14 protein-coding genes are annotated in these 12,924 nt (G+C 66.8%); 9 read left to right on the forward strand and 5 right to left on the reverse strand.

Annotated features, from left to right (window positions below):
* Positions 1 to 8: 8 nt before the first annotated feature.
* Entirely contained in the window at positions 9 to 641 is a 633-nt protein-coding gene (locus AC5Y3Z_RS10410) for a TetR/AcrR family transcriptional regulator (RefSeq protein ID WP_473138782.1), read from the forward strand.
* Between the two features lie 21 nt (positions 642 to 662).
* Here AC5Y3Z_RS10410 and AC5Y3Z_RS10415 read toward each other — a convergent pair whose 3' ends face one another.
* The gene (locus tag AC5Y3Z_RS10415; RefSeq protein WP_473138781.1) at positions 663 to 1,907 is read right to left on the reverse strand and encodes an adenylate/guanylate cyclase domain-containing protein; all 1,245 of its coding nucleotides are present in this window, start codon (positions 1,905 to 1,907) and stop codon (positions 663 to 665) included.
* Positions 1,908 to 2,053: 146 nt separating this feature from the next.
* On the opposite strand from AC5Y3Z_RS10415, the gene AC5Y3Z_RS10420 reads away from it, so the two are divergent.
* On the forward strand, positions 2,054 to 3,268 hold the full coding sequence (locus AC5Y3Z_RS10420; RefSeq protein ID WP_473138780.1) for an acyl-CoA dehydrogenase family protein: 1,215 nt from the start codon (positions 2,054 to 2,056) through the stop codon (positions 3,266 to 3,268).
* Positions 3,261 to 4,301 (forward strand): phosphotransferase family protein, encoded by a 1,041-nt coding sequence (locus tag AC5Y3Z_RS10425; protein WP_473138779.1) that lies wholly within the window; start codon positions 3,261 to 3,263, stop codon positions 4,299 to 4,301. The genes AC5Y3Z_RS10420 and AC5Y3Z_RS10425 overlap by 8 nt, the downstream gene beginning before the upstream one ends.
* Here AC5Y3Z_RS10425 and AC5Y3Z_RS10430 read toward each other — a convergent pair whose 3' ends face one another.
* From AC5Y3Z_RS10430 to AC5Y3Z_RS10440, 3 genes are all read right to left on the reverse strand, one after another.
* On the reverse strand, positions 4,302 to 4,454 hold the full coding sequence (locus AC5Y3Z_RS10430) for a DUF8730 family Cys-rich protein (protein ID WP_499918733.1): 153 nt from the start codon (positions 4,452 to 4,454) through the stop codon (positions 4,302 to 4,304).
* A gap of 80 nt (positions 4,455 to 4,534) precedes the next feature.
* Positions 4,535 to 5,575, reverse strand: a complete 1,041-nt coding sequence (locus AC5Y3Z_RS10435; RefSeq protein ID WP_473138778.1) for an LLM class F420-dependent oxidoreductase — start codon at positions 5,573 to 5,575, stop codon at positions 4,535 to 4,537.
* Between the two features lie 2 nt (positions 5,576 to 5,577).
* Complete coding sequence (locus tag AC5Y3Z_RS10440; RefSeq protein WP_463826400.1) at positions 5,578 to 5,988, reverse strand: nuclear transport factor 2 family protein; 411 nt, start codon at positions 5,986 to 5,988, stop codon at positions 5,578 to 5,580.
* A 121-nt stretch (positions 5,989 to 6,109) separates the two neighbouring features.
* Between AC5Y3Z_RS10440 and AC5Y3Z_RS10445 the strand changes: the two genes are divergently transcribed.
* Positions 6,110 to 6,673: a PadR family transcriptional regulator gene (locus AC5Y3Z_RS10445; RefSeq protein ID WP_463826399.1), complete on the forward strand. Its 564-nt coding sequence runs from the start codon at positions 6,110 to 6,112 to the stop codon at positions 6,671 to 6,673.
* Positions 6,670 to 8,124, forward strand: a complete 1,455-nt coding sequence (locus AC5Y3Z_RS10450) for a flavin-containing monooxygenase (protein WP_473138777.1) — start codon at positions 6,670 to 6,672, stop codon at positions 8,122 to 8,124. The genes AC5Y3Z_RS10445 and AC5Y3Z_RS10450 overlap by 4 nt, the downstream gene beginning before the upstream one ends.
* Here AC5Y3Z_RS10450 and AC5Y3Z_RS10455 read toward each other — a convergent pair.
* On the reverse strand, positions 8,121 to 8,678 hold the full coding sequence (locus AC5Y3Z_RS10455) for a TetR/AcrR family transcriptional regulator (protein ID WP_463826397.1): 558 nt from the start codon (positions 8,676 to 8,678) through the stop codon (positions 8,121 to 8,123). The two genes, AC5Y3Z_RS10450 and AC5Y3Z_RS10455, sit on opposite strands and share 4 nt — an antisense overlap.
* Positions 8,679 to 8,774: 96 nt before the next feature.
* Here AC5Y3Z_RS10455 and AC5Y3Z_RS10460 point away from each other — a divergent pair, with 96 nt between their 5' ends.
* The 4 genes from AC5Y3Z_RS10460 (at position 8,775) to AC5Y3Z_RS10475 (ending at position 12,907) form a co-directional block, all read left to right on the forward strand.
* Positions 8,775 to 9,182 carry a hypothetical protein gene (locus tag AC5Y3Z_RS10460; RefSeq protein ID WP_473138776.1) on the forward strand — a complete coding sequence of 136 codons (408 nt, stop codon included), beginning with the start codon at positions 8,775 to 8,777 and terminating at the stop codon, positions 9,180 to 9,182.
* Complete coding sequence (locus tag AC5Y3Z_RS10465; protein ID WP_473138775.1) at positions 9,179 to 10,642, forward strand: FAD-dependent oxidoreductase; 1,464 nt, start codon at positions 9,179 to 9,181, stop codon at positions 10,640 to 10,642. The genes AC5Y3Z_RS10460 and AC5Y3Z_RS10465 overlap by 4 nt, the downstream gene beginning before the upstream one ends.
* A 100-nt stretch (positions 10,643 to 10,742) precedes the next feature.
* Positions 10,743 to 11,957 carry a GNAT family N-acetyltransferase gene (locus AC5Y3Z_RS10470; protein ID WP_473138774.1) on the forward strand — a complete coding sequence of 405 codons (1,215 nt, stop codon included), beginning with the start codon at positions 10,743 to 10,745 and terminating at the stop codon, positions 11,955 to 11,957.
* 2 nt (positions 11,958 to 11,959) lie between these two features.
* A complete protein-coding gene (locus AC5Y3Z_RS10475; RefSeq protein ID WP_463826393.1) occupies positions 11,960 to 12,907 on the forward strand; it encodes an NAD(P)/FAD-dependent oxidoreductase in 948 nt (315 codons plus the stop codon).
* The last annotated feature ends 17 nt before the right edge of the window (positions 12,908 to 12,924 follow it).

Here is a 12,924-nt window from a genome sequence, read left to right on the forward strand (position 1 = left end):
ATATTCCGGTGGCCACCCACAATGCGTTGCGTCGGCGTCAGCCGGTGCAGGAACGGAGCAGAAAGCGCGTCGCGCGGATGCTGGCTGCCGCGCTGGAGTTGCTCGAATCCGGCGGCGAGGAAGCGGTCACCACCCGCGCGATCGCCGAGCGCGCCGGGATCCCGGTCGCCACCGTCTACCAGTTCTTCCCGAACCGGGACGCGATGTTGCAGGAGATCCTCACCGACCTGCTGGACCGCCGCGACGCCGAAGGCAGCATGGTGTTGTCCGCGTTGGCGCCGGCCAGTCTGGGGGAAGTGATCCATGCGCTGTTCGAATTTCACCGCGAGTACCTGGACACCCACCCGCAGCTGGCTAATCTGTTCTACCTCAGTCGTTCCCGGGGATTGATCGCCGACCCGCAGCAACGCCGGGCACGCTTCGCCGAAGCGCTGCACGCCGCCCTCATCGAATGGCGGCTACTGCGCGCCGACACCGACCTCCTGGTGACCACCATGGCCGTCGAACTCGGTGATCACGTCTTGGAGTTGTCGCACCGCGCCGGCCCCGGCCGGGCTCGCGCGGTGTTCGCCGAGGGCGAGCGCGCGCTGACGAAATACCTGGAGCTCTACGCAATCCCCGACGAGACACCGGCTAACTAGCTGGGCAGCGCTTGACATCGGCTACCGACTGCCGACCAGGTACCAGGTGTGCATCACGCCTTTGCCTTTGACGTCGACGTCGCCGCGCTCCTCGAACAGAAACGTGCCGTTGAGCCGCTCGTGGACATCCTGGGGCACCTGAATTCGTCCCTCGACGCCGGTGGTTTCCATCCGCGAAGCCACGTTGACCGCGTCCCCCCACACGTCATAGAAGAACTTTCGCGCCCCCACCACACCGGCCACCACCGGCCCCGCCGCCAAGCCGATGCGCAATGGCACCGCCCTGCCGCGCATGTCGGTCAGATCCGCGACCGCGGCCGCCATGTCCAGCGCCAGGCGGGCCAGCGCCTGCAGATGATCGGGTCGCGGTTCCGGTACACCGCTGACGATCATGTAGGAGTCACCACTGGTCTTGATCTTTTCCAGGCCGTGGCGATCCACGAGTCCATCCAATTGGGTGTACAGGCGGTCCAGGAAGCCGACCAGTTCGGTGGGCGCAGTGTCGCTGGCCTGCCGGGTGAAACCGGCGATGTCAGCGAACAGCACCGAGGCGTCGTCGTATTTGTCGGCGATCACCGGCCGGGACGGATCTTTGAGCCGCTGGGCGATCTGCGCCGGCAGGATGTTGGCCAGCAGCGCCTCCGACCGTTCGTATTCGGCCTCGATGGCCTGCTCGGCACGGGTGACCTCACGTACCGCATACCAGATGGTCGCGACCACCATGACCCACGAGGAGATCACGGTGATGACGAATCCGAAGGTGTAGGCCCAATCCGGTTGTACGCCGGTTCTTTCCGGCACCAAGAGTTCGGTTGCGACGGTCAGGACCGCGCCCAGCGCCGCCATCAGCACGGCCAGTCTCAGATGGTCGACGGCGAGCACCAACACGATCAACGTCGCCGCCACCAGGAAGTAGAACTGCATCCCTGATCCGGTGCCGACACGCAAGGTCACGATGAGGATCAGCAGGTAACCCACCATGAGAAAGGTCAGCGGGGCGACCAGCGTACCGAACCGGTACAGCAACGGGATCGACAGATAGAGCGCGGTGCCGATCGCGCTGACGACGCCGATCCACAACCCACCGTGACCGATGAAGATCGACAGCACACTGAAGAAGCCGCTGACCATCGCACCGATCCGGGTCGCCACGGTCAGCACCCGCTCTTGTCGGGCAATACGTTTCGACGAGGGCGCAACATCCGGCGGCGTACCGTGCTGCCGGCCCAGACCAGGCACGACCAGCGATCGCGGTCCGACCGTCATGGTGGCAGCGTAACGCCGTCGACACGGTGGAGACCTTCGATTCAGCGGGTCCACGGTGTTGCCGGTCAGCCCTGCACCACCTCGGCCGCAGCAGGATCCGAAGACTGGCGCACAATGCAATCACCGGCACTTCGTGAGGAGTTCTCATGTCCCTGTTCGATATCTCCGAACGCGCCCAGCAGTACCAGGCCGATCTGCGCGAGTTCATGGATTCCCACGTCTACCCGGCGGAGACGATCTATGACGAGCAGATGCGGGAGGCCGGTGACCCGCACTTCCACCCGCCCGTCCTGGAGGATCTCAAGTCCGAAGCGCGAAAACGGGGATTGTGGAACCTGTTTCACCCGCACCCCGAGTGGGGACCGGGGCTGACGAACCTCGAGTACGCGCCGTTGGCCGAGATCATGGGCCGCAGTCATCTGGCGTCCGAGGCGTGCAACTGCAGCGCCCCGGACACCGGGAATATGGAGGTGCTCACGCTGTTCGGCACCGACGAGCACCGGGAGCGTTACCTCAAACCGCTGCTGGACGGCAAGATCCGGTCGGCGTTCGCGATGACCGAGCCGGCGGTGGCGAGTTCGGACGCCACCAATGTCGAAATGTCGATGGTCCGCGACGGTGACGGCTATGTGCTCAACGGCCGGAAGTGGTTTGCTTCCAACGGAATGCACCGTAACTGCAAGGTGCTGATCGTGATGGGTAAGACGGATCCGGACGCCGCCCCGCACCGGCAGCAGTCGATGATGGTGATGCCGATTGACGCGCCGGGCATCACGGTGCGACGCAACTTGTCCGTCTTCGGTTACCAGGATCGTGAGGGACATGCCGAGATCGACTTCGACGATGTGCGGGTGCCGGCCACCGATGTGCTCAAGGGGGAGGGCGAGGGTTTCGCGATCAGCCAGGCCCGGCTGGGCCCCGGCCGCATCCACCACTGCATGCGGGCCATCGGCATGGCCGAGCGCGCGCTGGAGCTGATGTGCCGGCGCGCCCAGTCTCGCGTCACCTTCGGAAAACCGATCAGCGACAACGCCAATATCCGGGACTGGATCGCCGAGGCGCGTATCGACATCGAAATGATCCGTCTGCTCACGCTCAAAGCCGCGCATCTGATGGACACCGTCGGCAATAAGGAGGCGCGCACCGAGATCGCGGCCATCAAGGTTGCCGCCCCCAACATCGCGTTGAAGATCGTCGACCGCGCCATCCAGGTGCACGGCGGTGGCGGTGTCACCGACGACTTCCCACTGGCGATGGCGTGGGCGCATCTGCGCACACTGCGACTGGCCGACGGCCCGGACGAAGTGCACAAGCGGGCCATCGCAAGTCAGGAATTGCGCAAGTACCGCAACGATGTCTGAGGACATCCCGGGCGTCGACGCCGCGGCGGTGTCGCGCTGGCTGGTGACCCTGGGCATCGACGCCACCGGTCCGCTGCGCTTTCAGCGGATCGGACTCGGGCAGTCGAACCTGACCTATCGCGTCAGCGATGCCGACGGGCAGGCCTGGGTGCTGCGCCGCCCGCCGCTGGGTCACCTGCTGGCCTCGGCCCACGATGTGGTGCGCGAGGCGCGGATCATGGCGGCGCTGGCCGACACCGACGTGCCGGTCCCCCGAATACTGGGCGTGACAACCGATCCGGAGTTCACCACCGCACCGTGGGTGTTGATGGAGTTCGTCGACGGTTTGGTGGTGGACACGATGGCGGTCGCGGCGGCGCTGACACCGCAGCAGCGCCGCCAGATCGCGCTGTCCCTGCCGCGCACCCTGGCCAAGGTCCACGCCGTCGACCTCGCGGCGGTGGGCCTACAGGATCTGGCCAGCCACAAGCCGTATGCGCAGCGCCAGCTCAAGCGCTGGGCCGGACAGTGGGAGCTGTCGAAGACGCGCGACATCCCCGAACTCGACGATCTCACCGCCCGTCTCTCGGCCTGCATTCCCGAGCAACGCGAAGTCAGCCTGGTGCATGGTGATTACCATCTGCGCAACCTGATCACCTCGCCGCAGACCGGGGCCGTGATCGCGACTCTGGACTGGGAGTTGTCCACGCTGGGTGATCCGCTCGCGGACATGGGCAGCCTGCTCACCTACTGGCTGGAGCCCGGGGAAACGACCAAAAACGACTTCGAGCCGACCACACTGCCGGGTTTTCCCGATCGCGCGGAGATGACCCGGCTCTACATCGACGAGACCGGCCGCGACCCCGCCGCGGTGCAGTACTGGCACGCGCTGGGACTGTGGAAGCTGGCGATCATCGCCGAAGGCGTCATGCGCCGGGGCATCGACGAGCCGCAGAACAGGGCCGCCTCCGGAGCACCGACCACCGACCGGATCGACGCGACCGTGCGCATGGCATGTGAAATCGCCGCTGCGGCAGGGATCTTCGGGCGCTGACTACCGGCCTGAAGTCTGCGCAGCCGGACGACCGGCGTGCTGCCCGTCGCACCACTGGTCGGGAGGCACCGACTGGCGTACCTCCGCCACATGCTCCCCACACCCCTCCCACGTGGTCTTTCCACAGACCGGGCATTGCACCGCACGACACATAGAATCTCCTTGAAACGCGTTGGCGCCACCGCTACTCGATAGACTAATGCGCCCTACTGGCGCTGCTGCGTGCCGTTCAGTTAATCGACGAGGTCACGCAGCGTCTCGATCAGCTTGACCCGCTCGGCGGGCGTGCCGGCCAACGGCATCACGTTCAGCGTGGTCACCCCCGCGGCGCGATACGCGGCCACCCGTTCCTTCACGAATTCCTTTGTGCCGATCAGGTTTACGTTGCGCACCAACTCGTCGGGAACGGCTTTGGCGGCCGCGTCCTTCTCCCCGGCCAGGTAAAGCTGTTGAATCCGATCGGCTTGCGGGCCGTAGCCGTACCTGGTGGCCAGGGTGTGGTAGAAGTTCTTGCCCTTGGCCCCCATGCCGCCGATGTAGAGCGCCAGGTGCGGTTTGACGAATTCGAGCATCGGCTCGACGTTCTCACCGATCGCCAGCGCCGGTCCGGCGTACACCTCGAGTGCGCCGAGTGCCGGATCGCGCTTCGCCTGCCCGGCGGCCAGGGCCTGGCCCCACACGTCAGCCGCCTTCTCCGGCAGATAGAAGATGGGTTGCCAGCCCTCGGTCAGCTCGGCGGCCAATTCGACGTTCTTCGGGCCCAGCGCCGCGATCAGGATCGGAATGCGTTCCCGGACCGGATGATTGATCAACTTCAGCGGCTTGCCGAGTCCGGTCCCCTGTCCGGCGGGCAACGGGACGGTGTAGTGATTGCCCCGGTACTGCACGGTCTCGCGGCGCCACACCTGGCGGCATATCTCGATGATCTCGCGGGTGCGGGCAATCGGGGCGTTATAGGGCACCCCGTGAAAACCCTCGACCACCTGCGGACCGGACGCACCCAGCCCCAGGACGAACCGACCGCCGGAGACGTAGTCGAGGCCCGCCGCGGTCATTGCGGTCAGGGTGGGCGTGCGGGTGTAGAGCTGCAAAATGCCCGATGCCAGTTCCACCCGTTCGGTGCTGGCCGCCAGATAACCCAGCGCACTCACCGCATCGAACGAATACGCCTCGGGCACGAATACGATGTCCAGCCCCGCGTGTTCGAGGTCGGCCACCTCGGCAGCCACTTCCTTGAAGCCGCCGGCGTAGTTGATGCCCAGTCCGATGCGCACGATCAGCCGTTCTGGGCGCCGGCGAACTCGACGGCCTCCTGCTGGATGCGGTCGAACTGGGCGCCCATCGCCTCCGACAGCGCCTGCGCGCCGGACAGCGGCCGCACCATCACGGTGAAGTCGTCGATCAGGCCGTCCTCGTTGAAGTGCAGGAAGTCGCAGCCGGTGATCTTCTTTCCGGACACCACGGTTTCGAACACGAACGCGTGGTCCCGCCCGTTTTCGTCGTGAATTTCCCGGATGTAGCGAAAGTCCTGGAAAACCCGCAGCACACCGCGCAGGATGGCGGCGGTGATCGGTTTTCCGACATACGGCTTGAAGGCCACCGGGCTGGTGAACACCACGTCGTCGGCCAGTAACGCCTGGATGGCCGCTTCGTCGTGGTCTTCGACCGCTTTCCGGAACGGATGCATGAGAACCTCGCAATAGTCAATTTGTTGAGTAGACCCGATCGACGCTAGAGCGTCCCTGCCCCGCCTGTCTATAGGTAACTAATAACCTTGTTGAATAGGTGCTTCGTTGTACGATGCGTCGATGTCGCTGCGTGACGCCGTGCTGACGGCACTTCTCGACGGTGAGTCCTCCGGCTACGACCTGGCCAAGGAGTTCGACGCGTCGGTGGCCAACTTCTGGATGGCCACCCCGCAACAGTTGTATCGCGAACTCGAGCGACTGGCCGAGCAGGGTCTGATCCAGGCGCGCGTCGTGCACCAGGAACGGCGACCGAACAAGCGGATGTACTCACTGACCGACGCGGGCCACGAGTCGATTCGGCACTTCACCGCACGGGCGCCCAAGCCGGCGGCGATCCGCGACGAATTGATGATCAAGGTGGCGGCCGCCGATGCCGGCGACACATCAGCCGTCCGTGCCGCGATCGCCGAACGGCGGGATTGGGCGACGGCCAAACTCGAACGCTACGAACGGCTGCGCGCCCGCCTGCTGGCGGGACGCACCGAGGAGGAGTACGTCGCCCACGCCGAACGGGTGGGCCCCTATCTGACTCTGCTACGCGGAATTTCGTTCGAGGAAGAGAATATTCGCTGGGCCGATCATGCGCTGACCGTCATCGGCCGTCGTCTTCCGGCGCGCGCATGAACCGCGGTCCCCGGGTGGTGATCATCGGAGCTGGGCTCGCCGGAATCACTGCGCTGCACACCTTTACCCAACGCGGGTTCTCCGATGTCACGGTGTTCGAGAAGGGCGGTGCCGTCGGCGGTGTGTGGCACTGGAACCGGTATCCCGGTCTCACCTGTGACGTGCCCTCCCAGCTCTACCAATTCGGGTTCGCGCCGAAATCCGACTGGTCGCACATCTGGGCCGACGGGGCTGAGATACAGCGTTATCACGATGACGTGGTGGCCTCACTCGGCCTCGGCGAGCATATCCGGTTGAACACCGAAGTCGTTGCGGCACAGTGGGATGAAGAAACCTCCAGCTGGACGTTACGCACCGCCGCCGACGAGCAGATCGTCGCCGACGTCGTGGTGTGCGCCACCGGCGTGCTGCATCATCCGGCCGTACCCGACATCACCGGACTCGACGAGTTCCGCGGGCCTGTGGTGCACACTGCCCGCTGGGACGACGCCGTCGACACGCACGCCAAGAACATCGCGGTCATCGGCACCGGCTCGACGGGCGTGCAGATCATCTCCGCGCTGCAACCCGCTGCGACCGCGATCACGCATTATGTGCGCTCCCCGCAGTGGATACTGTGGGCGCCGATGTCGTTGCGGCAGAGCGCGGTTGTCACCGCGACGTTGCAGCGCTCTCCGCGCGTCCAGCACGGGTTGTACCGAATGATGTTGTGGGCGTCCGGGATTCTCGCCGACATCACCACCCGCCCGTCCTGGCGCCGGCGCGCGGTGCAGAACTATGCGCGCCTGTGCCTGCGCCTGCAGGTCCGCGACACCGCGCTACGGGTCAAGCTCACCCCGGACTACCAGCCGTTGTGCAAACGCCAGGTGGTGTCCGGAACCTATTACCGCGCAATCCAAGCCGACAATGCCGAGTTGGTGACCGACGGCATCGACGAGGTGACGCCCACCGGGATACGGACCGCCGACGGCCGGCACCGGCCGGCCGACGTGATCGTGCTGGCCACCGGCTTCCATTCGCACAACTACATGCGGCCGATGGAGATCACCGGCCGCGACGGCCTGACCATCGACAAAGCGTGGGCCGGCGGACCGCGGGCCTACCGGATGACCGCTATCCCGGGTTTTCCCAACCTGTTCACAGTGCTGGGGCCCAACTCTCCGACGGGGTCCATCTCCCTGCAGTATTCCGCCGAGCGGACCGCCCGCTACATCGCGCACTTCCTGGAGATGCTGCGTACCGGCGCGGCGACCTCGATCGAGGTCACCCAGGACGCGACCGACGAGTTCAACGCCGATGTGGCAGCGGCCATGGCGCCGACCGTCTGGAACACCGGCTGCAACTCGTGGTACCGCACCGACGACAACACGATCGATCTGTGGCCGTACGACCGGGCGACCCTGACGTCGATGCTGGCCGCCCCGGAACCGGCGCACTTCGACATCCGTTAAGGCACGGCCCCGGTCAGGTAGTGCGCAAGTACCGGCCGGAGCCATTCGGTGAGGGTCGCGTCGTCCATCTCCACCAGCGCTGGGATACGCAGCACGTAGCGGGCCGTTGCCAGACCGAGCACCTGCGATCCCACCAGTGCGGCACGCTCGGCGGCACGGTCGGGAACGGCTGCGGCCAGGGCCGGGGCGACCCGGTCGACGAACACCTCGAGCAACGCTTCGGCGGCCGCCTGGTTCGTCGCGGCCGCGCGCAGCAACGGCAGGAACGGCCCCTGTGATCCCCAGATCGCGACGAACATCGGCAACAGCACGTCGGCGAGTTGGTCAGCGGCCACTCCGGACAGGTCGGGGAAATCGATATCCAGGCGGGACGCCGCGGCGAACAGTTCGGCTTTGCTGCCGAAGTAGTGCATGACCAGCGCCGGATCGACGCCGACGGCCGATGCCACCGAGCGGATGGTGGTGCGTTCAAAGCCATGGTTGCCGAACTGTGATCGCGCGGTCGCCAGGATCGCGGCTCGGGTGGCTTCCCCATCGCGTGTCTTCCGCGGCATGGTCGACAGTGTATTTCAACAACTGTTGACAGTGCTACCGGCTCGGACTACCGTCCATTTCAACGGTTGTTGAAATCTGCGAGGAAGGTTGTCGCCATGACCATCACCGCCATCCAGATCGGTCTCGACCCCGACGTGATCGACTACTCGTCGCCGGAGTTCGCCCGGTTTCCGGGGCTCAGCAGAAGAACGCTGCGGGCGGCCAACGACGACAATGTCGCGGCACTGCGGGCGGCCGGCTACCGCGTCGACAACTGCCTGATCGACTTCGGCGACGCCGGCCTGCAACAGGCCCGAAAATGGCTGGAAGCCAACCGATATGACGCCGTGCTGATCGGGGCGGGCGTGCGGCTGGTCGCGAGCAACACCCTGCTGTTCGAGGCGATCGTCAACGTCGCACACACCACCCAGCCCGGCTGCCGATTCGTCTTCAATCACGCAGCGACGTCGTCCCCGGACGACATTCGTCGCTGGTTCCCGCATCCGGGGGCGGTGCGGGCATGAACACCCACGACTGCGACGTTCTGATCGTCGGCGCCGGTCCCACCGGACTCACCGCCGCGGGTGACCTGGCCCGGGCGGGTCACTCGGTGTGCGTGCTGGAACGCCGGCCATCGGTGAACCCGTCCAGCCGGGCGTTCGCCACCATGGCGCGCACCCTCGAGGTCCTCGACGCGCGCGGACTCGCCGAGGACCTGCTCAGCCGGGCACACCGGGCGCCGGGCGTCACGATCTTGCGCGGCGCACGCATCGACCTCACTCACCTCGATTCGCCCTATCGCTTCGTGATGGTGACGCCGCAGACCAACGTCGATGCGGCGCTGCATGATTACGCTGTCGCACAGGGGGCCGACGTCCGGCGCGGCGTCGAAGTCGTCGGCCTGCAGCAGGATGATGCCGGCGTCACTGTGCAGACCGCAGACGGCGACCGGTGGCATGCCCGTTACCTGATCGGCGCCGACGGAGCGCACAGCGCGGTCCGCACGCTGATCGGCGCGGATTTCCCGGGCGAGACGATCTTGTCCTCGGTCGTGCTCGCCGATGTCAAACTGGCGCAGGCGCCCACCGGCGACGGCCTGCGGGTCGGCAGTACCCGAAACAGGTTCGCATTCCTGGCCCCCTACCAGCGGCGCGACGGTGACGGCTCGTGGTACCGCGCCATGACCTGGGACCGCGGTTACCAGGTGTCCGATCACGTGCCGGTGACCGACGACGAGATCGTCAACGTGCTCGACACCGCCATGGGCGCCGAATTGACCGTGCAGGAAGTGCGCTGGAAGTCCCGGTTCCACTGCGAGGAAAGGCAAGTCACCAGGTATCGGCACGGGCGCGTGTTCCTGGCCGGCGACGCCGCCCACGTGCACTCGCCGATGGGCGGCCAAGGCATGAACACCGGGATCCAGGACGCAGCGAACCTGGCTTGGAAGATCGGCGCGGTGCTCGCCGGTGCCGACGACGCGGTGCTCGACACCTACCACGACGAGCGCCACCCGATAGCCAAGCGGGTGCTGTTCCAGTCCGGGCTGTTGGCCCGCGGCGTGACACTGCACCCCCGGGTGGCCCGGGGTTTGCGAAACATATTGGTACCCAACCTGCTTCGCGTCCCGCGGGTACGCGATGCGATCGCCGGCAGCTTCGCCGGGACGACGTTGCGGTATGCGCGGCACCGCGGTGAGCATCCGTTGGTGGGTACCCGTGCGACACAGGTGCCGTTGACGGCGGGCCGGCTGACCGAACTGCACCGCAGGTCACCCGGCTTCGTGCTGATTCGGGAGCCCGATGCCGCCCCGGCCACTGCGGTCGCTCTGCAGCAGGCGCAACGCACCGACGCCGGCCCGGCGGTCCTGGTGCGGCCGGACGGCTACGTCGCCTGGGCCGGGGACTCCGCGGACCGGGCGGGGTGGGTTGCCACCCTTACCCGATGGGTTGGACCTCGAGCGACATCGCTGCCGGCTACCGCGTGAGTCAGGTCTGGAGGGGATACCGGGGATCCGGGGCGTTTGCCGGCATTGCTGACCGGCCGCTGCGGCGCACGGGTTCGCCGGCGCCCGGCATGATGGCCGGGTGACCACCGAGATCCGCGTGCTCGACGACGAGGGTGACCTGCTGGCGGCGTCGAACGTGTTCCGCGCCGCCATGGTCGGGTTCCCACCGCTGAACCTGGCGCCCGGCCGGATCACCAGAATGCTCGAGCCGGGCCGGACCATCGGGGCATTCGTCGACAACCGGCTGGTCGGCACCGCCGACGCCGTCACCAGCCGGCTGACCCTGCCCGGTGGCGCGCTCGTCGGACACGCAGCGGTTACCCACATCGGGGTGCTGCCGTCCTTCACCCGGCGTGGGGTGGCGACTGAGCTGGTGCGCCATCAGCTGCAGGACATCGCCGCTCGCGGCGAGGTGGTGGCGACGCTGCGTGCTTCGGAGGCGACGATTTATGGCCGGTACGGGTACGGGGTGGCGAGTTCGGTGCAGAGCGTGGAGGTGCACACGGCGCGGGCGGCACTGCGGCCGGGCGTCCCGTCCGGCGGGCCGGTGCGGTTGCTCGACCCGGCCGACGCGTGGGAGCTGCTGCCGTTCGTCTACTCCGAGCATCGGCCGGCGCGTCCGGGCAGCATCGACCGCCCCCCGGTGTGGTGGGAAAGTTTGCGGTCGCGCAGTGAATCGGCGCCGGGCGCTTCGTATGTGGCGGTGCACGGCGACCCCGGATCCGAGTCCGGGTTCGCCCGCTACCGCCCGATCGACACCGACCGGTGGTTCGTCAGCGATCAGCGCACCATCGTGGTGGAGGACTTCTTCGCGCCCACCCCCGATGCCTACCTGGGACTGCTGCGCTTCCTGTTCGGACTGGACCTGGTCGATCGGGTGATCTTCTGGATGTTGCCCGTCGACGATCCGCTGCCCTTGCTGCTGCAGGATCGGCGCGCGGCGAAGATCACCGCTCGCTACGACGAAACCTGGTTGCGGATCATCGACGTTCGGCAGGCGCTCACCGCCCGAAGCTACGCCGGTGCCGAATCGGTCAGCATCTCGGTGAAAGACCCTCTGTTGACGGACAATTCGGGTGTTTTTCGGATCAGCGGCGATGGTGCTGCGCCGGTCGAGGAGAGTGCGCAGTTACACGTTGACGCGGAGGGCCTGGCCACCGTCCTGCTGGGCGGTGCGACATGGCACAGCCTGGCCCTCGCCGGACTGGCCCGCGCCGACGATCCCGCGGCGCTCGCCGCCGCCGATCAGCTCTTCAGCGTGCCCGAAGCCCCTTACGCCGGCTTCTACTTCTAGCGATGATCGTCGTCGTCGGCGCCGGCATCTGCGGGCTGGCAGCTGCGCACGAACTATCGCGCCGTGGCGAACGGGTGATCGTGGTGGAGCGGGGCGAGCCGTTCGCCGAGCAATCGGTGGGACTGGCCCGGATATTCCGCATCGCGCACCGACGACCGCAGTTGTGCCGGCTGGCGCTGCACGCCCGGAAGGGTTGGCAGCGCTGGGAATCCGAGTTCGGTGCCGGGCGACTACTGGGCACCGAGGGGTTCATCGCCGCAGGCGCGGACGCTGAGGTTGCCGCGGCAATGTCGCACGCGGGTGCTGCATTCTCCCGGTTGGATCCCGACGAGATCGCGGCCCTCCTGCCATTCGCTGACGTGCCTTGGGAGACAGCGGTTCTCGATCCGCTCGGTGGCAGCCTGCGGATTCGCCGCGCATTGTCCGCCCTGGCGAAGCGCGTGAATATTCAGCGCGCGCGGGTTATTTCGGTCAACGACGACGGTTCGGTCCACTTGGCCGACGGCGCCGTGCTACCCGCCGACCGGGTGCTGATCTGCGCAGGGGTGCAGACCCAGGCGCTGTTCGGCCCGCTCGGAATCGAGTTCGGCCCGCACACCCGGTTCACCTACCAGGGTGCTGACGCCCACGGCGCCGCCTGTCTGTCTTCCCCCGAAGGTTACGGATTGCCGATCGGCAGCACCGGCCGCTGGGCCTTCGGGCAGGACGTGCCGGACCCGGCGACGGTACGCGCGTTGTTCCCGTCGTTGGCAGCGGTCAGTCGGGTCGATTGTGTGACTGCGCGCGCAGCCTGGCTCGACGAGGGCGGGGACGGCTGGCAGGTGGCCCGGCGCGGCAACGTGATCGGGTTCGTCGGCAGCAACCTGATGAAATTCGGCCCGCTGCTCGGCGAACTGCTCGCCGACGCCGTGCTCAGCGAACATCTTCCCGCTGCGCTGGTCCTCGAGTAGGCGCGACGGGGCCGACC

The sequence above is a fragment of the Mycobacterium sp. NGS61 genome (genome assembly GCF_059812325.1).